Below are 21,542 nucleotides of genomic sequence, written 5' to 3'. Positions count from 1 at the left end.
CGCCCTTCTTCTCCAAGCGCGAAAAGAAAGGACAGCGGTTAGACAAGCTCAGCGTAAACGGGTGGAGGGGTGAGTTCTCCCCAGACAGCAGAAGGCCGGCTCCCGAAGGAACCGGCCTCCCTCCCTCGATACGCTACGCGAGGGACTCTCTCAGCTACGCTACTGGAGAGAGCGTAGAAGGTTAGCGGCAGTAGCCGGGGCGGTCCGACCGGTCGATCGCGCGGCCGGCAAGGGCGCCGACGCCGCCGCCAAGGATCGTGCCGAGCGTCCGGTCGCCGCGGCCGGCGATCTGGTTGCCGAGCAGGCCACCCGCGATCGCGCCGACGATCGTGCCGCCGTCACCGTCGTTGCAGCGCTGACGAGCGCGGTTGCGATAGTAGCGCCGATCGTTGCCGTAGTAGCGGCGGTCGCCCCAACCGCGGCGGTCGTCCCAGCCGCGACGGTCGCGCCAGCGCTGGCCGGCATAACCGTAATCCTGGCCATAATAGCCCTGGGCCGCAGCAGGAGCAGTCGGCACGACAAGCGCCGTCGTCCCCATCGTCAGCGCGGCAGCGGCAAGGGTGAGCTGCTTGAACATGAACTTTCTCCTCGTACCCTGTTCGATCCGAACCGGCGGCGGGCGACTCGTTTCCCACCGTCGTTGATCCTCTTATGGGTGATTCGCATTGAGCCGACGCTGAATGCGGCTGTTAGGCAATGTTCAGCTAATCGCGCGGTTGAGCCGGGCCGCCGCGGCCTCTACGGCCGCGGAACATGCGTATCTCGCTTTCGGTACTCCTCTGCCTGATCTTCGTTCAGGATTACTCGGGCGAGCCGCGCGTTCCGTTGCCGCTTGGCAATTCGGTGCGGGCAGTGCCTGTGCACCCGTGGCCGGACGATCCCGCGCGGCGGCAGGTCGGCGCGCTTACCTTCCTTGACGGAATCGAGCTGCGCGAGCGCGGTCGGGCGATCGGCGGCTATTCGGCGTTGTCGGTCAGGGCGCCGCGCATCACCCTGCTCAGCGACAGGGGTACCGTGCTCGCGTTCGACTGGACCGGTGGTGCCCGAATCGCGCGGGTACGTTATTCGGCGTTGGGTGAGGGACCGGGCCGCGGCTGGTCGAAGCTCGATCGTGACAGCGAGTCGCTGACACGCGACCCGGTGACGGGGGCGAGCTGGGTCGGGTTCGAGCGCGTGAACGAGATCTGGCGCTACTCGCCGGACCTGTCCCGCGCGACCGGGCATGTGCGCCCCCCGGCGATGTCGGGCTGGGAGGAGAATGGCGGGCCGGAAACGCTCGTCAGGTTGGCCGATGGACGTTTCCTGACGATTGCCGAAACCCGCGCGAATGCGAAGCGCGGGCAGCGGTTCGTCCTGATCTTCTCGGGTGATCCCGTTGCGCCCGGCACGCGCACCTTCGGCTTCACCTATCGCCCGCCTTCAGGCACCCAGCCCGTCGACGCGGCCGAACTGCCCGACGGGCGGATCGTCGTCCTCAATCGCGGCGTGGGGTTGCCGCACGGCTTCTACACGGTCGTCACGATGATCCCGCGCGGTGCGATCCGCCCCGGTGCCGATATCAAGGGCCGCGAGATCGCGCGCCTGGCGGCGCCGGCGATCCACGACAATTTCGAAGGTGTGGCCGCGACGCAGGAGGCCGGGCGCACGATCCTGTGGCTGATCAGCGACGACAATCAGTTCTTCGTTCAGCGCACGCTGCTGCTCAAGTTCAGGCTCGACGGCTGAACGCCGCACATGCGAAAGGGCGCCGGTCCATCAGGACGGCGCCCTTGCATTCCTAACCGCGCAACGGATCAGGCGGCGGCGTTGCCCGCCAGCTTCTTGGCGACTTCGCGCTTCAGGCGACGCGCGCGCAGCGAAAGGTCGGTGTCGCTGGTCTTGACCAGCCAGTTGTCGAGGCCGCCGACATGCTCGACCGAACGCAGGCCGTGCGTCGAAACGCGCAGGCGCACGCCCTTGTCGAGCGCTTCGGAGATCAGCGTGACGTTCTGCAGGTTGGGCAGGAAGGTCCGCTTGGTCTTGTTGTTGGCGTGCGACACGTTGTGCCCCACCTGCCGGCCCTTGCCGGTCAGCTCGCAAATGCGCGACATGATGATCTATCCCGAGTTTCACCTGATCCGGGTCAACCCCGGAAAGGCCGCGCCACTAGCCGTTCGGGCCGCCCGCGTCAACCAGTCGCGCAACCGCGCGCGTCGCGCGGCGTTGTTGCGGCGACGTATCATTTTGCAGATAGGATGTCCCGGCCATGCGCACCCTTCTCGTCCTCGTCGGGCTCGTCGCCCTCGTCCTCGTCGTGTTGATGTCGCTGGGCATGGTCAGCATCGACCAGACGCGTCCGGCGGTCGTGCAGGCGCCCGAGTTCAAGGCCGATGTCGGCAAGGTCGAGCTTGGCACCACCAACAGGACGGTGGAGGTGCCGACGCTGCAAGTCGAAAAGGCCGATGGCGCCAAGCAGTAATCCGGGGTTCGAGCCCGCCTTTCGCCTGCCGCAGCCGATGCGCGCCGCCCTTGATGCGGCGGCGGCGGCGGGGCGAGCGGGCGAGGTGCCGGTGGGCGCGGTGGTGACACGGGGCGACGCGATGGTCGCGGTCGGCGCCAATGCGCCGCGCGCCCTTTCCGACCCTACCGCGCATGCCGAGATCGTCGCGATCCGCGCGGCGGCGGCGGCGCTGGGCCGAGACCGGCTCGAGGACTGCGATCTGTGGGTCACGCTTGAGCCCTGCGCGATGTGCGCTGGCGCGATCGCCCATGCGCGCATCCGGCGTCTCTATTACGGGGCGGAGGACGAGAAGGGCGGGGCGGTGGCGCACGGCCCGCGCTTCTTCACCCAGCCGACCTGCCATCACCGGCCGGAGGTCTATGCCGGCATCGGCGAGGGCGAGGCGGCGGCGCTGCTCAGGGGGTTCTTCGCCGCGCGGCGCTGAGGTGGGTCATTGTAGGAACCAAGCGGGCCCCGGATCCTGAATGCCCACAGCGTCGGACTTGAACCCCGTGTCCCGCTTCTTCTCCTCCTTCCAATCGCAGAAGAAGAAGCGGGATGCAGGACCAGGTCCGGCATGAGGGCAGGGGACGTACTATCCCACGTCGTTCTCGGTGACGGGCACCAGCTTGATCTCGACCCGGCGGTTCTCGGCACGGCCCTCTTCGGTCTCGTTCGAGGCGACCGGCTCGGTCTCGCCGAAGCCGCGGGTTGCGAGGCGAGCGGACTGGACGCCGCGGCTCGACAGGTAATCGGCAACGGCGGCGGCGCGGCGTTCCGACAGCGACTGGTTGTACGTCTCCGACCCGACCGAGTCGGTATGGCCGTAGACGTCGACATAGGTCTGCTCGTAGCGGCGCAGCGTGTCGGCGACCTGATCGAGCGTCGAGCGGAATTCGGGCCGCACTGCGCTGCTGTCGAAGCCGAAGGTGATGCCCGAGGGCATGTCGAGCACCAGCTCGTCCCCGCGTCGCACGACCTCGACTCCGGTGCCGGCGGTCCGCTCGCGCAACTCGCGCTCTTGCCGGTCCATGTACGCGCCGATGCCGGCGCCCGCGAGCGCGCCGATGCCGGCGCCGACGATCTTCTCGGTCCGGTCGCGACGACCGCCGACGATGTCTCCGAGCAGATAGCCGCCGAACGCGCCCCCGAGGCCGCCGATCGCCGCCTTCGAGATGCGGCGCTCGCCGGTCTCGGGATCGGTGACGCAGGCGCTCGTGACGCCGAGGGAAGCGATGACGGCGACGATGCCGATCCGCTGGCGAAGGTGCATGGAAGGTTCCTCCTGTTCTGGTTCGATGGCGGCGGCAACCGCCGCGCGGGCGACTTGTTCCGGCTTCGCACTGAACCGACGGTGAAGCCCGGAAACACTTTGACAGTTGTAAGCCCCTCGCGAACGGCTATTGGCAGCGGGAGCCCTGATGGACCCGCTTCCGCCCTTCCCCTGGATCGATGTCGTCATCATCGTGGTGCTGTTCGCTCTGAACGGCGTCTTTGCGATGAGCGAACTTGCGCTGGTCTCCTCGCGCCGCGCGCGGCTGGAGGCGATGGCAAAGGGACGAAGCCGCGGCGCGTCGGCGGCGCTGGCGCTGTCGGAGGATCCGGGCAAGTTCCTGTCGACCGTCCAGATCGGCATCACCCTGATCGGCATCCTGACCGGCGCCTATTCGGGCGCCAGCCTTGGCGCGCCCACCGGTGCGCGGCTCGCGCTGATCGGCGTGCCCGCCGACATTGCCGACACGGCGGGCTTCGCACTGGTGATCGTCATCACCACCTTCCTCTCGCTCATTATCGGCGAACTGGTGCCCAAGCAGTTCGCGCTCCGCTCGCCTGAGGTGATCTCGGCGTGGATCGCGATCCCGATGCGACTGCTCGCAACCGTCTGTGCGCCGTTCGTGTGGCTGCTCGATTCGACGACGGGGCTCGTTTTCAAGCTGCTCGGCCTCAGCCGGGAGGCCGAGAACCGCGTGACGGCGGAAGAGCTCCACCTGATTGCGACAGAGGCGGCGAAATCGGGCGTGATCGAAGAGCATGAGCGCTCGATCATCTCGGGCGTCGTGCGGCTGGCCGACCGCCCGGTGCGCGAAATCATGACCCCGCGAACCGAGGTCGACTGGCTCGACCTGTCGCTGCCCGAGGCCGCGGTACGCGAGACGCTGCTCCACACCGCGCATACCCGGCTGCCCGTTGCGGAGGGCTCGATCGACACGGTGCTGGGCGTCGTCCAGGCGCGCGACGTGGTGGCGGCGCTGATCGCCGGTCAAGCGATCGACCTGCGCGCGCTCGCCAAGCAGGCGCCGGTGCTGCCCGACCAGGTCGATGCCATGGATGCCCTCGCGCTGCTGCGCGGAGCCGAGGTGCCGATGGGCTTTGTCCATGACGAATATGGTCATTTCGAGGGGATCGTGACCCCCGCCAACCTGCTCGCCGCTATCGCCGGGGACGCACGCGGGCGCGACGACGCGGCGGACGACCGGGTAGTGACGCGCGAGGACGGCTCGCTGCTCGTCTCGGGACAGATGCCCGCCGATGCGCTCGCCGAATGGATCGGCATCGAGTTGCCCGAGGATCGCGACTACGCGACCGTCGCGGGCCTTGCCCTCGCCGTGCTCAAGCACCTGCCGACCGAGGGCGAGAGCTTCATCGAGCAGGGCTGGCGCTTCGAGATCGTCGATATGGACGGACGCAAGATCGACAAGCTGCTGGTGGGCAAGCAGCCATGAAGGCGCGGGCGAGTGCGCTGCTGCTCGCCGCGTTTGCCGCCGGCTGCGCGACGCCGATCCCGCCGCTGCCGCCGGGTGCCGATCCCGGTGCCCGCCCGGCGCGCGAACCCGATATCTACTACGAACCGAGCCCGCCTGAGGTTGTCGAGGCGATGCTGAAGTTGGCGGGCGTCGGGCCGGGCGATACCGTCGTCGATCTCGGCTCGGGCGACGGCCGCATCCCGATTGCGGCAGCGACGGTGTTCGGGGCGAGGGGGCGGGGGATCGAGCTCGACCCGCGCCTGGTCGCGGTGGCGCGCGCCAACGCCGCGCGGGCGGGCGTTGCTGACCGGGTCTCGTTCGAGGAAGGCGACATCTTCAAGGCCGACCTGTCGGGCGCCACGGTGGTGACCTTGTTCCTGCAGCCGGGGATCAATCGGCGGTTGAGCCCCAAGCTGCGTGCCGAGCTGCCACCCGGGGCGCGCATCGTCAGCCATTATCACGACGGGCTGCGCGGTTGGGCACCCGCGGGGCGGAGCCGGTCGAGAGGACGCCCGCTCTATCTCTGGATCGTGCCGCCGCGTCAGCCCGCCAGCCGATAGCGCTCGACCGCATCATAGCTCGCGCCGCCCTGACCCAGGTGGCTTTCGAACAGCATGAAATGACCGATCGCGAAGGGCGCGCTCGACAAGCCGGCATGGTCGGCGAGCCAGCGGTCGGGCGCGCCAGCGCCGCCGCCCATCCGCGCCAGCGTGACATGGGGCAGATAGGCGCGCCCCTCCGCGCCGAAGCCGGCGCGCACCAGCGCCTGATCGATCTTGCGGTGGAGCGCGGCGATCGCATCGTGCGGGCGAACGCCAGCCCAAAGCGCGTTGGTCCGGCCGCGCTTGTCGAATAGGCCGACGCCCTCGATCCGAAGATCGAGCGGTGCGGCGCGGACGCTCGCCAGCGCGAGGGCGGCATCGTCGGCTGCACGGCTATCGACCTCGCCGATGAAGCGGAGGGTGATGTGGAGCTGCTCGTCCGACTGCCAGCGCGCGCCGGGCACACCGCCCATCGCCTCGATCAGGGACGCGCGAATGGGCGCAGGCGGGCGAAGGCCGACGAACAGGCGGTGCATGGGCGCACGATGCCGCGTCGAAGCGGCACCGCGCAACCTTTCGTCAATCACTGTAACGAAACATGTCTGCGTTCCGGCTCGGCACCGGTTTTGCTTGAAAGCAAGGGGGCGCCCTACGATATTCGCGGTATCCGGCATGAGCCGGGCAAAGGAGTTCAAGATGGCAAACTGGTCGGATCCCCGGACCGCTTCGTCCGCTCCCTACGCCACGCGCGCAGGCACGCGCGACGCGGCGTATGATGCGGGGCTGCGGTCCTACATGCTTTCGGTTTATAATTACATGGCGTCGGGCGTGCTGCTGACGGGCATCGTTGCCCTGCTGTTCGCCTCGTCGGGCATGGCGCAGGCGGTCCTCGGTACGCCGCTTCGCTGGGTCATCGCTTTGGCGCCGCTCGGTTTCGTGATGGTGATGAGCTTCGGCATGAACCGGCTGTCGACCGGCGCGCTCCAGGCGCTGTTCTGGGCGTTCGCGACGGTGATGGGCCTGTCGATGTCGTCGATCTTCTTCGTCTACACCGGCGCGTCGATCGCGATCACCTTCTTCGCGACGACGGTCGCTTTCCTGTCGCTCAGCCTCTACGGCTATACGACGAAGCGCAATCTTTCGGGCCTCGGCACTTTCCTCATTATGGGGCTGGTTGGCCTGATCGTCGCGTCGCTGGCGAACCTGTGGTTCCAGTCGCCGGTGATGAGCCTGGTCATCAGCGCGATCGGCGTTCTGCTGTTCGCGGGTCTCACCGCTTATGACACGCAGCGCATCAAGAGCATGTATGACTGGGTCGCCGGCACGGACATGATGGGCAAGGTTGTCATCATGGGCGCGCTGTCGCTCTATCTCGACTTCGTCAACATGTTCCAGTTCCTGCTTTCGTTCATGGGCAGCCGCGAATAATCGCTGGAAACTGATGCAGGTAAGGGGCTCGGCGGGAAACCGCCGGGCCCCTTTCTGTTTGTGGAACAGCGGTCGCGCCGCGCTCGTTCACGGTATGAAGGAGAGCGACATGGCACACCCCCACAACGGCATGAGCGAAGAGGCGATCGACAGCCTGGCGGTCGCACCGCCCGATCCGGCGGGAGACGGCGACACCCCCGCAAGCGGCAGCAGCGGCGATGCCGAGCAGGACGCCGTCGATATCGGATCGGAGGATTCGATGGATGCCTCCGACCCGCCCTCGACCTCGGCACCCGGCTCTAACCGCGATGCCGAACAGGCCGGCGAGACGTCGCGCCAGCAGGACGCCTGACGCGCGCGCCGGTTAGCCCGCGCGGCGCGCGCGGGCGGCCGGCGCTTGCAGGCGTTCGATCTGGAAGGGCTCGTCGAAGCGAAGCCCCGCCTGCTCGCCCTGCGCCCAGCGAAGCTCGGCGGTCATCAGGGTCCCCTCTATCAATTCGATCGCCACGGCCGAGCCGACCATGCTGGCGGGGAACTCGATCCCGTCGATCATCGCCCCCCATGAAGACACGTTTCGGATGCGCACCTCGCCCGTCTGGCCGCCAACGACGAGCCGTGCCCAGCGGAGCGTGCGAACGCGCGGCGCGCGGCTGACGCGCACGCCGGTCGCCGCCGCCTTACCCTCGGCCGCCAATGCCGCGGCCTGATCGGCTAGCATCGGCCGGCCATAGACGAAGCCCTGGATATGGCTGCACCCCAGACCCGCGATCAGCGCGATCTCGTCCTGGATCTCGACCCCCTCGGCAGTCGTTTCCATCCCCAGGGTGGTCGCGAGCGTGACGATCGCCTGGATGATGGCGGCGTTGCGGTTGCCCGTGACGGCGGCGCCGCGCACGAAGCTCTGGTCGATCTTGATCTTGTCGAACGGCGCCTTTCGCAGATAGCCGAGCGACGAGTAGCCGGTGCCGAAATCGTCGAGCGCCAGGCGCACGCCCAGCCGCTTCAGCGACGCGAACATCGCGTCGGACGACGCGCTTTCGTTGAGGAACACGCCTTCGGTGATCTCAAGCTCGAGCCGCTGCGGTGCCAGCCCGCTGTTGGCGAGCGCCGAGGCGACGATCGTCGGCAACTGCGCATTGGCGAACTGGATCGGGCTGACGTTGACGGCGACGCGGACCTCGCCTGGCCATTTCGCAGCCTCGGCAGCGGCGGTACGGAGCACCCATTCGCCGATCGGTTCGATGAGGCCGCTCTCCTCGGCGATCGGGATGAACTCGCCCGGCGACACGGGACCACGCAGCGGGTGGTCCCACCGCACCAGCGCCTCGAACCCTACGACGCTGGCATCGCGCGTCGCGACCACGGGCTGGTAGACGACGTGGAACTCGCCGCGCGCGAGCGCGCCGCGCAGATCGTCCTCCAGCGCCTTGCGGTGCCGCGCGCCCTCCAGCATGTCTTCGTGATAGAAGCGGTGCGTCCCGCGCCCGTCGGCCTTGGCGGCATAGAGCGCGAGGTCGGCGCTGCGGATCAGCGTCTCCGAATCATTGCCGTTCTCGGGCGCGACCGCGATGCCGATCGAGCAGCCGATGGTGATGTTCGAGCCCGCAAGATAATAGGGCTGCGACAGCGTGGTGATGATCGTGCGCGACAGTTCGGACAGCGCCTCGTGTCCCGGCGCCTCCGGCAGGATGATCTGGAACTCGTCGCCCCCCAGCCGCCCGACCAGCCCGTGATCGGCGGTGCAGCGCTGGAGCCGCTGCGCTACCTGCTTGAGCAGCGCGTCGCCGACCTGATGGCCGAGCGTGTCGTTGACCGCCTTGAACCGGTCGAGGTCGAGAAGGAGCAAAGCGACGTTCCGCCAGCCGCGACGCGAATTGATGAGCGTCTGGTCCAGCGACAGTCGCATCCGCTGCCGGTTCGCAAGGCCCGTTAGCCCGTCGAACAGCGCAAGCCGCGTGATCTCGGCCTCGGCGCGCCGCTTCTCGGTCAGGTCGCTGCCGGTGCCGGTAAAGCCCTGGAACTGGCCGAACTCGTCGAAGCGCGGGCGGCCCGAAACCGTCCAGTGCCGAGTCGCCTCACCCGAGCCGGTTTCAAGCGAATAGTCGGAAAAGGACGTGCGCGAGGAAAAGTGGAAGGCGAGCGTGCGCTCGGTATCGCCAGCGTCGCCCGACAGGCGGAACAGGTCGGTGAAGGTGCCGCCGGGTTCGCCGCCGCCGAGCAGCCGCGCAACCTTGTCCGACAGATAGCAGAGCTGGCCGGTGCGATCGGTTTCCCAGAACCAGCCGGCGCTGTGCTCCTCGGCCTCGCGGATCAGGCGCAGCGCGATCGAGCCGCTCGCGCTAGGGGCGGGCGGTGTTGTGACCTCTCCGGCGCGCAGGCGCTCGCGCATCTTGCCGAACGTACCGATAAGCTCAAATCTCCCGGACACTTGGCGGCTATGCGGTATGGAGCCTTTCGGAATCGTTGCCGTCAGGGCGGCTGCGCGGCATAGGGCGCGCCATGACCGTCACGATCCGCACCGCAGACCTGATCGACAGCGTCGCCGACGCGCTTCAGTTCATCAGCTACTTCCATCCGATGGATTACATCCGCGCGCTGGGCGAGGCCTATGCCGCCGAGCAGGGCCCGGCGGCGAAGGACGCGATCGCGCAGATCCTGACCAACAGCCGCATGTGTGCCGAGGGGCGCCGGCCGATCTGTCAGGACACCGGCATCGTCAACGTGTTCGTCGAATGGGGCATGGACTGCGTGCTCGACGACACCTCGCGGTCGCTTCAGGAAGTGGTGGATGAGGGGGTGCGCCGCGCCTATCTGCACCCGGAGAACAAGCTGCGTGCCTCGGTCCTCGCCGACCCGGCGTTCACGCGGCGCAACACCAAGGACAACACGCCCTCGGTCCTGCACGTGACGATGGTGCCCGGCTCGACCGTCTCGATCGACGTCGCAGCGAAGGGCGGCGGCAGCGAGAACAAGTCGAAGTTCAAGATGATGAACCCGTCGGACTCGATCGTCGACTGGGTGGTCGAGATGCTGCCGCAGATGGGCGCCGGCTGGTGCCCGCCGGGCATGCTGGGCATCGGCATCGGCGGGACGGCCGAGCATTGCATGCTCCTCGCCAAGCAGGCGCTGATGGAGCCGATCGACATGGCGCAGCTGAAGCAGCGCGGTCCGTCGAACGATATAGATGCGCTGCGGATCGAGATCTTCGACCGGGTCAACGCGCTCGGCATCGGTGCGCAGGGGCTTGGGGGACTGTCGACGATCCTCGACGTAAAGATCATGGACGCGCCCTGTCATGCGGCGGGCAAGCCCGTCGCGATGATTCCCAATTGCGCGGCGACGCGCCACGCGCATTTCACGCTCGACGGGTCGGGGCCCGCCTATCTGGAGGCGCCCGATCTCGACGCCTGGCCCAAGGTGGACTGGAAACCCGATGCGGCGGCGATCCGTGTCGACCTCGACACGCTGACCCCGGCCGATGTGCAGGGCTGGAAGCAGGGCGACCGACTGCTCCTCAATGGCAAGATGCTGACCGGGCGCGACGCCGCGCACAAGCGCATCAAGGACATGCTCGATGCCGGCCAGCCGCTGCCCGTCGAGTTCAAGGGCCGCGTCATCTACTATGTCGGCCCCGTCGATCCGGTGGGCGAGGAGGTGGTCGGCCCTGCCGGTCCCACGACCGCGACGCGCATGGACAAGTTCACGCGCATGATGCTCGACCAGGGGCTGCTGGCGATGGTCGGCAAGGCCGAGCGCGGTCCCGCGGCGACCGATGCCATTCGCGAGGCGAAGTCGGCCTATCTGATGGCCGTGGGCGGCGCTGCCTATCTGGTCGCACGCGCGATCAAGGGTTCGAAGGTCGTGGGGTTCGAGGACCTGGGCATGGAGGCGATCTACGAGTTCGAGGTGAAGGACTTCCCCGTCACGGTCGCCGTCGATGCCGAAGGTAACAACGTCCATCAGCTGGCTCCGCTCGTCTGGCGCGAGAAGATCGCGAAGGAACGGCTGCTCGAAGGCGCATAAGCGCGGGAACGACCCCGTCCGTCATCGGTTCATCGCCGCAACCCCCTGAAAATCAAGGAGTGCGGCGATGAGCGACGTGATCGAGCGGATTCACGAGGACGGCCTGCCCGGCAGCGAGGCGGAGCTCGAGCCCAAGCCCGAGTGGCAGCCGCGCTATCCGGGCTCGGGCCGGCTCGAGGGCAAGGTGGCGATCGTCACCGGCGCCGATAGCGGCATCGGCCGCGCGGTTGCGGCGCTCTATGCGCGCGAGGGGGCGGACGTCGCCATCCTCTATCTCGACGAGCATGAGGATGCCGAGAAGACCGCCGAGATCGTGCGCGGCGAGGGGCGTCGCGCGCTGACGATCGCGGGCGATGTCGGCGACAAGGCGTGGTGCGCCGAGGCAGTCGAGAAGGTGGTCGGCGAGTTCGGCCGGCTCGACATCCTCGTCAACAATGCCGGCGAGCAGCATCCCGATCCCGACATCACCAACATCACCGAGGAACAACTTCGCCGGACCTTCCAGACCAACATCTTCGGCATGTTCTTCATGGTTCAGGCGGCGATGCCGCACCTCAAATCGGGCGCTGCGATCGTCAATTGCACGTCGGTGACGATGTACCAGGGCGAGAAGGAACTGCTGGACTATAGCTCGACCAAGGGCGCGATCACCGCGTTCACGCGCAGCCTGTCGGAGAACCTGATCGGCAAGGGTATCCGGGTAAACGCCGTCGCGCCGGGGCCGATCTGGACCCCGCTCAACCCCTCGGGCGGCGCGACCGAGGAAAAGCTCGAGACCTTCGGCGAAGGGACGCCGATCGGGCGGCCGGGCCAGCCGAACGAAGTGGCGCCGTCGTTCCTGTTCCTCGCCTGCGAGGATTCGAGCTACATGTCGGGCCAGGTGCTCCACCCGAACGGCGGCACGATCGTGAATGGCTGACGCTTTGGGCTGACGGGCGCGGCCCAAGCCGCTAGGGCAGGGTGATGCCCGTCAGCCAAGCCGATATCGATCTCGCCTACCGCCTCGCCGATGTGGCGGGGCACGTCATTCGCCCTTATTTCCGCGGCGCCTTCGGGCTCGAGACCAAGGGCGACCAGTCGCCGGTCACGCTCGCCGACAAGGAGGCGGAGGCGGCGATGCGGCGGTTGCTCGATGCCGAGCGATCGGGCGACGGTATCGTCGGCGAGGAATTTGGCGAGAAGCCGGGCGTCACCGGTCGCCAATGGGTGCTCGATCCGATCGACGGGACGCGGAGTTTCACGGTCGGGCGGGCGATCTTCGGCACGCTGATCGCGCTGATCGAGGATGGCTGGCCAGTGCTCGGCATCATCGACCAGCCGGTGCAGCGCGAGCGGTGGGTCGGCATCGCCGGGCGCGACACGCTGTTCAACGGCGCGCCGACCCGCACGCGCCTGTGCCCCGCGATCGAGGGAGCGATCGTCGCGACGACCAGCCCGCATCTGTTCGCCGATGGCGACGTGCCGCACTTCATGTCGCTCGTCCGCGCGGTGTCGAAGGGGGCGCCACGGCAGGGGCCGGTCTATGGCGGCGACTGCTACAACTATGGCCTGCTGGCGAGCGGGCACCTCGACATCGTCGCCGAATCGGGGCTCAAGCTTTACGACTTCGCGGCGCTGGTGCCGGTGGTCGAGGGGGCGGGCGGGCGCATGTGCGACTGGAACGGCGACCCGCTGACCGCCGCCAGCGAGGGGCATGTCCTCGCGATCGGCGACCCGGCGCGCACCGACGAGGTGCTGGAGGCGCTGCGCGGGGTGGACGGGCACGATCACGACCACGATCACGACCATTGATCTTGCCAAATGGCGGCGCGCACGCTAACCGCCGCCGCTTCCACGATCGGATAGACGAACGGCCTGGCCAGTGTGGGCTGCCATGGCGGTTCCGGATCGTCGCGATAAGGAGACGAAAATGCCCAAGATGAAGACCAAGAGCGGTGTGAAGAAGCGCTTCAAGTTCACCGCGACGGGCAAGGTGAAGCACGGCGTCGCCGGCAAGCGCCACCGCCTGATCAGCCACAATTCGAAGTATATCCGCCAGAACCGCGGCACCAGCGTGCTGTCGGATGCGGATGCCGGTCACGTGCGCCTCTGGGCGCCGTACGGCCTGAAGTAAGAAAGGGCTGAGACATGGCACGAGTGAAGCGCGGCACGACGACCAAGGCCAAGCACAAGCGGATTCTGGATCAGGCGAAGGGCTATTACGGCCGTCGCAAGAACACGATCCGCATCGCCCGCCAGGCGGTCGAAAAGGCCGGCCAGTACGCCTATCGCGACCGTAAGGTGAAGAAGCGGACCTTCCGCGGCCTGTGGATCCAGCGTATCAACGCCGGCGTCCGCGCCGAGGGTCTGACCTATTCGCAGTTCATGCATGGGCTGAAGCTGGCGGGCATCGAACTCGACCGGAAGGTCCTGGCCGACATCGCAATGCACGAGGGCGACGCCTTCCGCGCGATCGTCGCGCAGGCGAAGCAGGCGCTGCCGCAGGCGGCGTGACTTGGAGGTCCGCGCAGGCGGGCATCCAGGTCAAATCAGCGTTGCGTTTGCGACGCTAGGCTCCCGCCCTCGCGGGAGCACGATCTAGAGAGGGGCGCCGATCTTTCGATCGGCGCCCTTTTTGGTGTCGCTCAGCGGCACTCGACGTTGTTGCGGTCGATCGCCTCGCCCGCCGCCGCGCCCGCCGCGCCGCCCAGCAATGCGCCCAGCAGGCCCGAGCCGCCGGGGCGCAGAGCCGTGCCGAGCACGCCGCCCGCGAGGCCGCCGACGATCAGGCCTGTCGTCCCGTCCGAGCGGCGGCAATAGTAACGCCCGTCCTGCCCGGCATAGACGCGGTCGTTGCGCGACAGGCGGCGGGGGCGATAGCGCGGATCGTCGCGATAATAGCGGTCGGCATAATAGCCGCCATAGGACGGGTCCGGCCGATTCCAGTCATAGGCCGAATAGCCGCCGCCCGCGTAACGCGGACCACCGAGGCCGTAGTCCGAACAGCCCGCCGACAGGGCTACGCCGCCCAGCGCCGCGCTCGCCAGCGCCAGTTTGATCGCACGCATCGCCATCTCCTTTTTTCCCCCGCGGAAACGAAATGCAGCAGGCGAGCCTTTTGTTGCGTACCCGACATTTTGCCCGGAGGGTGCGCATCGTCTTTCGGGCGGTTGATGACGCCGCGGTCGCATGCGACAAGCCGCGGCGATGACCGCCGCCACCGATGCCGCGCAGCTGCGCGACCGCCCGTTCCGCTATTTCGACTTCGTGATGGCGGCATTCGTCGTCGTCCTCGTCCTGTCGAACGTCATCGGCGCGGCGAAACTGTCGTCGGTGGGCGGGTTCGTGTTCGGGGCGGGGATCCTGTTCTTCCCGGTCAGCTACGTCATCGGCGACGTGCTGACGGAGGTCTATGGCTACGCGCGCGCGCGGCGCTGCATCTGGGCGGGGTTCGGTGCGCTCGTCTTCCTTGCGCTGATGAGCTGGGTGGTGGTCAGCCTGCCGCCCGCGCCGGGCTGGGAAGGGCAGACGGCCTATGAGAGCGTATTCGGGCAGGTCTGGCGGATCGTCATCGCCTCGATCACTGCCTTCTGGGCGGGCGAGTTCGTCAACAGCTTCGTCCTCGCGCGGATGAAGCTGCTGACCGAGGGGCGCGCGCTCTGGAGCCGGACGATCGGCTCGACCGTGGTGGGACAGGCGGTGGACAGCCTGATCTTCTACCCGGTCGCGTTCCTCGGCGTGTGGACGACCGACCAGGTGCTGACGGTGATGGTCACCAACTGGGCGATGAAGGTGGCGTGGGAGGTGTTGCTCACCCCGTTCACCTATTGGGTAGTCGGCGGCCTGAAGCGCGCCGAAGGGGTGGACGTGTTCGACCGGGGGACGAACTTCACGCCGTTCCGGACGCAGGTTTAACCACTCAAGTCATCCCACATGAGATCCGGGATCCAGCTTCTTCTCGGCGATCGTCGAGGAGACAGCGGAACCCTGGATCAAGTCCGGCGTGACGATCGTCAGGCGACCGCCTTCACCAGTCCCTCGAACAGCCGCCGCCCGTCGGCGCCGCCATGCGCATCCTCGATCCTGCGCTCGGGGTGCGGCATCATGCCCAGCACGTTGCCGCGGTCGTTGAGCAGCCCAGCAATCCCGCGCGCCGAGCCGTTGACGTCCTCGGCATAGCGGAAGGCGACGCGGCCCTCGCCCTCGAGCCGGTCGAGCGTCGCCTCGTCGGCGAAATAGTTGCCGTCATGGTGTGCGACGGGGATGCGGATGGTTTCGCCCGCGTCATAGCCGCTGGTGAAGATCGACTGGCTGCTGACCACGGTCAGATCGACGTCGCGACAGACGAAATCGAGCCGCTTGTTGCGCATCAGCGCGCCGGGCAGCAGGCCGATCTCGGTCAGGATCTGAAAGCCGTTGCAGATGCCGATCACCGGCACGCCGCGTTCGGCCGCCGCGACCACGCTCTTCACCACCGCCGACCGCGCCGCGATCGCGCCGCAGCGAAGGTAATCGCCATAGGAAAAGCCGCCCGGCAGCGCGATCAGGTCGGTGCCCGCGGGCAGTTCGCTCTCGCCATGCCAGACCATTGCCGGGGCGGTGCCGGTCACAGCCTCGATTGCCACGGCGACGTCGCGGTCGCAGTTCGATCCGGGGAAGACGATGACCGCCGACTTCATGCGACGTGCTCGATCCGGTAGTTTTCGATGACGGTGTTGGCGAGCAGCTTCTCGCACATCTCGCCGATCGCCGCATCGCTCGTGCCCTCGGCCACGTCGAGCTCGAAGATCTTGCCCGCGCGCACGTCGGCGACGCCGTCGAAGCCCAGAGAACCCAGCGCGTGCTGGATCGCCTTGCCCTGCGGATCGAGGACGCCGGGCTTGAGGGTCACGACAACGCGGAGTTTCATGGGACGGCCTGTTCGCTAGGGGGCGGGATCGCCGCCGCTATGGCGCGAGCAGGCCGTCGCCGCAACCCGCGCGTTCGTTCGCGCCGGCGGTTCCGCGGACCCGGAGGGCGCGCTAGGCTGCCGGTCAGACGATGCGACTCGCCGGGAGAGATGCTGCCATGACCGATCTGCGCCGCCACGCCATCGATCTCTACGACGCCTTCACCCACGAGCATCGCGACCGCCGCCGGCTGCTGACCGAAATGACCGCGCTGGCGGGCAGCGTCGCCGCGGCGGAGGCGCTGATCGCCGCGGTGGCCGCGTCGCCGGCGGCGGCGCAGCAGGTCGATCCGGGCGACAAGCGGCTGAGGACGACGCGTGCCCCGGTGCCGACCGGGGTCGGCGAGCCGCTCAACGCTTATTTCGCGACGCCTGCATCGGCCGCTGGCGGGCGCGGTGTCGTGATGGTCATTCACGAAAATCGCGGCCTCAACGCGCATATCGAGGATGTGGCGCGCCGTGTCGCGCTTGCAGGCTACATCGCCGTCGCGCCCGATTTCCTGTCGCCCGTGGGCGGGACGCCCGCCGATGCCGACCAGGCACGCGAACTGATCGGCAAGCTCGACCTTGCACAGACTGTCGCGGCCGCCGCCGGCGCGGTGAAATCTCTCGGCATCCGCGACCGCAAGCCGATGAAGGTGGGGGTCGTCGGCTTCTGCTGGGGTGGGGCGATGGTGAACCGTGTCGCGGTGGCGGCGGGGCAGGGGCTCGACGCGGCGGTCAGCTATTACGGCCCCGCGCCCGATCCGTCCGAGGCGGCCAAGGTCGGCGCGTCGATCATCCTCCAGCTCGCCGGCAACGACGCGCGTGTCAATTCGACCGCCAAGCCCTGGGGCGCGGCACTGAAGGCGGCGGGCAAGGACGTCGCCGTATACGAATATCCGGGCGTCGAGCACGCCTTCAACAACGATACCTCGGCCGAGCGGTACAATGCTGCCGCGGCCAAGCTCGCCTGGGATCGTACGCTGGCGCTGTTCGATCGCAAGCTGCGTTGACCAAACTCCGCGTTCGTGTTTTGTTCGCACACGAAGGAGAGGGACGATGGCCGACGAACTGACGCTCTATACCAACCCTATGTCGCGCGGGCAGATCGCCCGCTGGATGGTCCACGAGACGGGCCTGCCGCACGGCGTCGTGGTGCTCGACTATGGCACGACGATGAAGGCGCCCGACTATCTGGCGATCAACCCGATGGGGAAGGTGCCGGCGATCGTCCACAACGGACAGGTTGTGACCGAGTGCGCAGCGATCTGCGCCTATTTGGCGGACGCGGTGCCGGAGCGTGAGCTGGCGCCGCCGCCCGCCGATCGCGGGGACTATTATCGCTGGCTGCTGTTCGCGGCGGGGCCGCTCGAGCAGGCGGTCATCACCCGCGCGCTGGGAATGGAGGTGCCCGAGGACAAGGAGGCGATGGCGGGCTTCGGCAGCTATGACCGTGCGGTGGCGGCGCTCGAAAGCTGGCTGAAGGATCATGACTATGTCGCGGCGGGGCGCTTCACCGCCGCCGACGTCTATGTCGGGGCGCAGGTGATCTGGGGGACGCAGTTCGGGACATTGCCCAAGCTGCCAGCGTTCGAGGGCTATGCCGCCCGGCTGCTCGAGCGCGAGGCCTATCGCAGCGCCAAGGCGATCGACGATGCGCTGATTGCCGAAATGCGCGCCGCGGCGCCCGCGTAGAAAGTCGCGCGAGGCCGCTTGCGTCGGCGGGCGAGGCTGCTATACGGCCCGCCTCGCCAGCGGGGTTCGCCCCGTCGGCGCCGGTCGGGGAATAGCTCAGCCTGGTAGAGCACTGTCTTCGGGAGGCAGGGGCCGGAGGTTCGAATCCTCTTTCCCCGACCAATTTCTTTCCCGCTTTTCGCGAGTCCGCGTGTCATCGCGGCGTCCTTTTGGCCGCGTTTCATGTCTGGGCGTGTTGCGCGGGTCACCGCCCGGCCGGTAACGGAAAGCCGCCCTACTGCGACATCAACGCGCAGGTCGCCCCGACAAACACCTCCGATGGTATTGCCGCGCAGCCGGGAAGCCAGGGCCAGCCAAGGCGGCGCAGGGCCTGACCCTGTAGTCTGGCATTTGCAGGAGCAAACGACCAGCAGTCGCGTCCCCCCTAACCTCACTTGACTCCAAGGTCTACATATGTGGCTTTAGCGCCATCTTAACGGGATAAGGAGGTCAGGATGGCTCGATGGCGCGCTGCGGGTCTGGTCCTCCTCGTCGCCGCGCTGCTTGCGGGCGGATATCGGCTCTTCATCCACGACCCCTATGTGCCGGCGGGCGAGGCGGGCGTGTACCGCAACATGTGCTGCGGCACGGTCGAGCTGTCGGGCGGCGACATGCTGCTCAACGGGCAAAAGGCAGTCCGCTATGTCGTGAGCCGTGACGCGGCAGGCCCCTATGTCCTGCCCCGCGTCTATGTCGGTGCCTTCCCCTATCGACGCTTTGAGATCGACGGCTCGGCGCGTGCAGTGAAGCTCCGCCTCGACCGGCTGCCGTCGCCGACGCGGATCACCCTCTATAAGGGGGAGGCCGCCTATGACTTCAGGCGACAGCCGCCCGTCGCCCGGTGACGATCCGGGCGACGGGGCGCGGCTCACTGCGCGATGGGCGCCGCGGCGGCCGCATCGGTGGGCAGGCCGCCCATCTCGTCCACCAGCTTGGTATAGGCGTCGAGATAGGCAAGGACGATGACCTGCCCGATCTCGGTATTGGCATAGCCGCCGCCGCCCACGCCGGCGAAAGCGCCGAAGAAGCCGCCGCCGCCGCCACCAAAGCCGATATCGGTCTTGCGGGCATAGCCCTCGGTCAACGCCTCTTCCTCGGTCGTGCGGGCATTGACGACCGACAGCGTGACGCTCGCCTCGCGCTTCTTCATGTTGATGCCGCCGACGATCCCGCCTGCGAAGCCGCCGATCAGGCCGCCCAGCGCCCCGCCGATGCCGCTGCCCCCCGAATTGCGGTTGGCCTGAACGATGTTCGGCTCGAGGAAATAGTCAGCCGTGCGCACCTGGCCGCGGCCGAGATTCGAGCCCGCCTGCAGCTCGCCCTGCTCGGCGAGCGCGCGCTCCATCGCGCGGCTCTGCATCGATCGGCCGCGATTGACCATCGTGAAGCAGCCCGACTGCTGGACGAACACCTTGAGGATCGCCTCCGGGCTGCCAAGGTTGAGCTCGCGCCACCACTGGTTCTCGGGCTCGACGATGGCGATGGTGCCGAGCTTCTTCTGACAGCGCGGAATATCGCGCTGGGCGCGCTCCTGATCGCGCCGCCCCGAACTGGCGCCGCGCGTGGTTCCGTCCCGATTGGTGCGGCCCGACGACATCGAAGTCTGCGCCGACAGCGGCGCCGGCACGGCAAGATGGCTGGCGACCAGCGCGCCGGCGACGGCGGCGGAAATGAGACGATGCATTGCGAATGGCTCCCCCGGACTGGCATGATGCCGGCGGCTTGCTCGCCCCGGCCGCGGACGCAACGCTGACGCGCGCGGACGATCACCCCCCCGGCCGCGCGGGAAGCGTCCATAACATCGCCATGGCCCCGGCGGAAAGGGCACTTTGGCAACCGCCGCTTTCGATGCTATCGGCCGCGCCGACCATGAGCACGCCCCAGTCCAAGATCCGCAATTTCTCGATCATCGCCCATATCGACCATGGCAAGTCGACGCTGGCCGACCGCCTGATCCAGCGTACCGGCGGCCTCGCTGACCGCGAGATGTCCGAGCAGGTGCTCGACAACATGGACATCGAGAAGGAACGCGGCATCACCATCAAGGCGCAGACCGTGCGCCTCGACTGGAAGGCGCCGGACGGCGAGGATTACGTCCTCAACCTGATGGACACGCCGGGCCATGTCGACTTCGCCTATGAGGTGAGCCGCAGCCTTGCCGCGTGCGAGGGCGCGCTGCTCGTCGTCGATGCGGCGCAGGGGGTGGAGGCGCAAACGCTCGCCAACGTCTATCAGTCGATCGAGCACGACCATGAGATCGTGCCCGTCATTAACAAGATCGACCTGCCCTCGGCCGAGCCCGAGAAGGTGCGGCACGAGATCGAGGAGATCATCGGCCTCGACGCCTCGAACGCGGTGCTGGCGAGCGCCAAGGCGGGGATCGGCATCGAGGATATCCTGAACGCCGTCTGCGAGCGCATTCCGCCGCCCAAGGGCGACGCCAACGCGCCATTGAAGGCTATGCTCGTCGACAGCTGGTACGACCCGTATCTGGGCGTCGTCATTCTCGTCCGCGTGATGGACGGGACGCTGAAGAAGGGCCAGCAGGTCAAGTTCATGCAGTCGGGGACGACGCACCTCGTCGACCGCGTCGGCTGTTTCCGGCCCAAGATCGAGCAACTGGCGGACCTTGGGCCCGGCGAGATCGGATTCATCACCGCGCAGATCAAGGAAGTGGCGCAGGCGCGCGTCGGCGACACGCTGACCGACGCGAAGAAGCCGGCGGCCGAGCCGCTGCCGGGATTCAAGGAGGTGCAGCCGGTCGTGTTCTGCGGCCTGTTCCCGACCGACGCCAACGACTTCGAGAAGCTGCGCGAATCGATCAGCAAGCTGCGCCTGAACGATGCGAGCTTCAGCTTCGAGATGGAGACCTCCGCGGCGCTCGGCTTCGGTTTCCGCTGCGGGTTTCTCGGCCTCCTGCACCTCGAGATCATTCAGGAACGGCTGAGCCGCGAATATGACCTCGACCTCATCACCACCGCCCCGTCGGTGGTCTATCAGATCGAGCTGACGCATGGCGGCGGGCACCTCGAGCTCCACAACCCGGCCGACATGCCCGATCCCAACCGGATCGAGACCATCGCGGAGCCGTGGATCGAGGCAACGATCTATGTCCCCGACGAATATCTCGGCCCGATCCTGAAGCTGTGCCAGGACCGCCGCGGCATTCAGAAGGACCTGACCTATGTCGGTGGCCGCGCGCAGGTGAAGTACGAGCTGCCGCTCAACGAAGTGGTGTTCGACTTTTACGACCGGCTGAAGTCGATCAGCCGCGGCTATGCCAGTTTCGACTATGAGCAGGTCGGCTATCGCGAGGGCGACCTCGTCAAGATGAGCATCCTCGTCAACAACGAGCCCGTCGATGCCCTGTCGATGATCGTCCACCGCTCGACCGCCGAGAGCCGCGGGCGCGGCATGTGCGAGCGGCTGAAGGACCTGATCCCGCGTCACCTGTTCAAGATCCCGATCCAGGCGGCGATCGGCGGCAAGGTCGTGGCGCGCGAGACGATCGCGGCGCTGCGCAAGGATGTGACCGCCAAATGCTATGGCGGCGACATCAGCCGCAAGCGCAAGCTCCTCGACAAGCAGAAGGAAGGCAAGAAGCGGATGCGCGAGTACGGCTCGGTCAGCATCCCGCAGGAGGCCTTTATCGCCGCGCTGCGAATGGGCGACGACAGTTGAGC

At 67.5% G+C, this 21,542-nt stretch carries 26 protein-coding genes and 1 tRNA gene; 18 read left to right on the top strand and 9 right to left on the bottom strand.

Annotated elements, in window-relative coordinates:
• Positions 1–181: 181 nt before the first annotated feature.
• Positions 182–577, bottom strand: coding sequence for a glycine zipper 2TM domain-containing protein (locus COC42_RS02310; RefSeq protein WP_096341663.1), 396 nt, complete (start codon positions 575–577; stop codon positions 182–184).
• A gap of 176 nt (positions 578–753) precedes the next feature.
• On the opposite strand from COC42_RS02310, the gene COC42_RS02305 reads away from it, so the two are divergent.
• On the top strand, positions 754–1,725 hold the full coding sequence (locus tag COC42_RS02305) for an esterase-like activity of phytase family protein (protein ID WP_096341662.1): 972 nt from the start codon (positions 754–756) through the stop codon (positions 1,723–1,725).
• A gap of 68 nt (positions 1,726–1,793) precedes the next feature.
• Here the strand turns inward: COC42_RS02305 and rpmB are convergent, their stop codons facing one another.
• A complete protein-coding gene (rpmB, locus tag COC42_RS02300; RefSeq protein WP_096341661.1) occupies positions 1,794–2,090 on the bottom strand; it encodes a 50S ribosomal protein L28 in 297 nt (98 codons plus the stop codon).
• 155 nt (positions 2,091–2,245) lie between these two features.
• Between rpmB and COC42_RS02295 the strand changes: the two genes are divergently transcribed.
• Both COC42_RS02295 and COC42_RS02290 read left to right on the top strand, forming a co-directional pair.
• On the top strand, positions 2,246–2,458 hold the full coding sequence (locus tag COC42_RS02295; RefSeq protein ID WP_096341660.1) for a hypothetical protein: 213 nt from the start codon (positions 2,246–2,248) through the stop codon (positions 2,456–2,458).
• A gap of 37 nt (positions 2,459–2,495) precedes the next feature.
• Positions 2,496–2,924: a nucleoside deaminase gene (locus COC42_RS02290; RefSeq protein ID WP_096341659.1), complete on the top strand. Its 429-nt coding sequence runs from the start codon at positions 2,496–2,498 to the stop codon at positions 2,922–2,924.
• A 150-nt stretch (positions 2,925–3,074) separates the two neighbouring features.
• Here COC42_RS02290 and COC42_RS02285 read toward each other — a convergent pair whose 3' ends face one another.
• Positions 3,075–3,752, bottom strand: a complete 678-nt coding sequence (locus COC42_RS02285) for a YiaD family glycine zipper/OmpA-like lipoprotein (protein ID WP_096341658.1) — start codon at positions 3,750–3,752, stop codon at positions 3,075–3,077.
• A 148-nt stretch (positions 3,753–3,900) separates the two neighbouring features.
• On the opposite strand from COC42_RS02285, the gene COC42_RS02280 reads away from it, so the two are divergent.
• Positions 3,901–5,202 (top strand): hemolysin family protein, encoded by a 1,302-nt coding sequence (locus COC42_RS02280; protein WP_096341657.1) that lies wholly within the window; start codon positions 3,901–3,903, stop codon positions 5,200–5,202.
• Positions 5,199–5,783, top strand: coding sequence for a methyltransferase domain-containing protein (locus tag COC42_RS02275; RefSeq protein WP_096341656.1), 585 nt, complete (start codon positions 5,199–5,201; stop codon positions 5,781–5,783). Before COC42_RS02280 ends, COC42_RS02275 begins: the two co-directional genes overlap by 4 nt.
• On the opposite strand, the gene thpR is transcribed toward COC42_RS02275, so the two are convergent.
• Positions 5,765–6,301: an RNA 2',3'-cyclic phosphodiesterase gene (gene thpR, locus COC42_RS02270; protein ID WP_096341655.1), complete on the bottom strand. Its 537-nt coding sequence runs from the start codon at positions 6,299–6,301 to the stop codon at positions 5,765–5,767. The two genes, COC42_RS02275 and thpR, sit on opposite strands and share 19 nt — an antisense overlap.
• A 160-nt stretch (positions 6,302–6,461) precedes the next feature.
• On the opposite strand from thpR, the gene COC42_RS02265 reads away from it, so the two are divergent.
• Together COC42_RS02265 and COC42_RS02260 are read left to right on the top strand one after the other, a co-directional pair.
• Positions 6,462–7,193 carry a Bax inhibitor-1/YccA family protein gene (locus tag COC42_RS02265; RefSeq protein ID WP_096343035.1) on the top strand — a complete coding sequence of 244 codons (732 nt, stop codon included), beginning with the start codon at positions 6,462–6,464 and terminating at the stop codon, positions 7,191–7,193.
• 109 nt (positions 7,194–7,302) lie between these two features.
• Entirely contained in the window at positions 7,303–7,545 is a 243-nt protein-coding gene (locus COC42_RS02260) for a hypothetical protein (protein WP_141395763.1), read from the top strand.
• A gap of 12 nt (positions 7,546–7,557) precedes the next feature.
• Here the strand turns inward: COC42_RS02260 and COC42_RS02255 are convergent, their stop codons facing one another.
• Positions 7,558–9,582: a putative bifunctional diguanylate cyclase/phosphodiesterase gene (locus tag COC42_RS02255; protein WP_096341653.1), complete on the bottom strand. Its 2,025-nt coding sequence runs from the start codon at positions 9,580–9,582 to the stop codon at positions 7,558–7,560.
• 110 nt (positions 9,583–9,692) lie between these two features.
• Here COC42_RS02255 and COC42_RS02250 point away from each other — a divergent pair, with 110 nt between their 5' ends.
• The 5 genes from COC42_RS02250 to rplT all read left to right on the top strand — a co-directional run bounded on the left by COC42_RS02250 (position 9,693) and on the right by rplT (position 13,709).
• Complete coding sequence (locus tag COC42_RS02250; RefSeq protein WP_096341652.1) at positions 9,693–11,216, top strand: fumarate hydratase; 1,524 nt, start codon at positions 9,693–9,695, stop codon at positions 11,214–11,216.
• A 67-nt stretch (positions 11,217–11,283) separates the two neighbouring features.
• Positions 11,284–12,135, top strand: coding sequence for a glucose 1-dehydrogenase (locus COC42_RS02245; RefSeq protein ID WP_096341651.1), 852 nt, complete (start codon positions 11,284–11,286; stop codon positions 12,133–12,135).
• 44 nt (positions 12,136–12,179) lie between these two features.
• Positions 12,180–13,007, top strand: a complete 828-nt coding sequence (locus COC42_RS02240) for an inositol monophosphatase family protein (RefSeq protein ID WP_096343034.1) — start codon at positions 12,180–12,182, stop codon at positions 13,005–13,007.
• Between the two features lie 118 nt (positions 13,008–13,125).
• On the top strand, positions 13,126–13,329 hold the full coding sequence (gene rpmI, locus COC42_RS02235; protein ID WP_096343033.1) for a 50S ribosomal protein L35: 204 nt from the start codon (positions 13,126–13,128) through the stop codon (positions 13,327–13,329).
• A gap of 14 nt (positions 13,330–13,343) precedes the next feature.
• Positions 13,344–13,709 carry a 50S ribosomal protein L20 gene (gene rplT / locus COC42_RS02230; RefSeq protein WP_096341650.1) on the top strand — a complete coding sequence of 122 codons (366 nt, stop codon included), beginning with the start codon at positions 13,344–13,346 and terminating at the stop codon, positions 13,707–13,709.
• A gap of 131 nt (positions 13,710–13,840) precedes the next feature.
• Here rplT and COC42_RS02225 read toward each other — a convergent pair whose 3' ends face one another.
• On the bottom strand, positions 13,841–14,263 hold the full coding sequence (locus COC42_RS02225) for a hypothetical protein (protein ID WP_176484532.1): 423 nt from the start codon (positions 14,261–14,263) through the stop codon (positions 13,841–13,843).
• Between the two features lie 139 nt (positions 14,264–14,402).
• Between COC42_RS02225 and COC42_RS02220 the strand changes: the two genes are divergently transcribed.
• Complete coding sequence (locus tag COC42_RS02220) at positions 14,403–15,110, top strand: queuosine precursor transporter (protein WP_096343031.1); 708 nt, start codon at positions 14,403–14,405, stop codon at positions 15,108–15,110.
• A gap of 98 nt (positions 15,111–15,208) precedes the next feature.
• Here the strand turns inward: COC42_RS02220 and purQ are convergent, their stop codons facing one another.
• Complete coding sequence (gene purQ, locus COC42_RS02215; protein WP_096341649.1) at positions 15,209–15,874, bottom strand: phosphoribosylformylglycinamidine synthase subunit PurQ; 666 nt, start codon at positions 15,872–15,874, stop codon at positions 15,209–15,211.
• On the bottom strand, positions 15,871–16,104 hold the full coding sequence (gene purS, locus COC42_RS02210) for a phosphoribosylformylglycinamidine synthase subunit PurS (RefSeq protein WP_096341648.1): 234 nt from the start codon (positions 16,102–16,104) through the stop codon (positions 15,871–15,873). The genes purQ and purS overlap by 4 nt, the downstream gene beginning before the upstream one ends.
• 158 nt (positions 16,105–16,262) lie before the next feature.
• Here purS and COC42_RS02205 point away from each other — a divergent pair, with 158 nt between their 5' ends.
• From COC42_RS02205 to COC42_RS02190, 4 genes are all read left to right on the top strand, one after another.
• Positions 16,263–17,138, top strand: coding sequence for a dienelactone hydrolase family protein (locus COC42_RS02205; RefSeq protein ID WP_096341647.1), 876 nt, complete (start codon positions 16,263–16,265; stop codon positions 17,136–17,138).
• 46 nt (positions 17,139–17,184) lie between these two features.
• Positions 17,185–17,820, top strand: coding sequence for a glutathione S-transferase family protein (locus COC42_RS02200; protein ID WP_096341646.1), 636 nt, complete (start codon positions 17,185–17,187; stop codon positions 17,818–17,820).
• A gap of 85 nt (positions 17,821–17,905) precedes the next feature.
• A tRNA-Pro gene (locus COC42_RS02195) sits at positions 17,906–17,982 on the top strand.
• A 332-nt stretch (positions 17,983–18,314) separates the two neighbouring features.
• Positions 18,315–18,704, top strand: coding sequence for a hypothetical protein (locus tag COC42_RS02190; protein ID WP_096341645.1), 390 nt, complete (start codon positions 18,315–18,317; stop codon positions 18,702–18,704).
• A 23-nt stretch (positions 18,705–18,727) separates the two neighbouring features.
• On the opposite strand, the gene COC42_RS02185 is transcribed toward COC42_RS02190, so the two are convergent.
• Positions 18,728–19,456 (bottom strand): CsgG/HfaB family protein, encoded by a 729-nt coding sequence (locus tag COC42_RS02185; RefSeq protein WP_425442840.1) that lies wholly within the window; start codon positions 19,454–19,456, stop codon positions 18,728–18,730.
• A 272-nt stretch (positions 19,457–19,728) separates the two neighbouring features.
• Between COC42_RS02185 and lepA the strand changes: the two genes are divergently transcribed.
• A complete protein-coding gene (gene lepA / locus COC42_RS02180; RefSeq protein ID WP_096343030.1) occupies positions 19,729–21,540 on the top strand; it encodes a translation elongation factor 4 in 1,812 nt (603 codons plus the stop codon).
• Positions 21,541–21,542 lie beyond the last annotated feature (2 nt).

It is taken from the genome of Sphingomonas spermidinifaciens, from assembly GCF_002351485.1.
Lineage (GTDB): Bacteria > Pseudomonadota > Alphaproteobacteria > Sphingomonadales > Sphingomonadaceae > Sphingomonas > Sphingomonas spermidinifaciens.
This window is presented reverse-complemented; position numbering and strand designations above follow the sequence as displayed.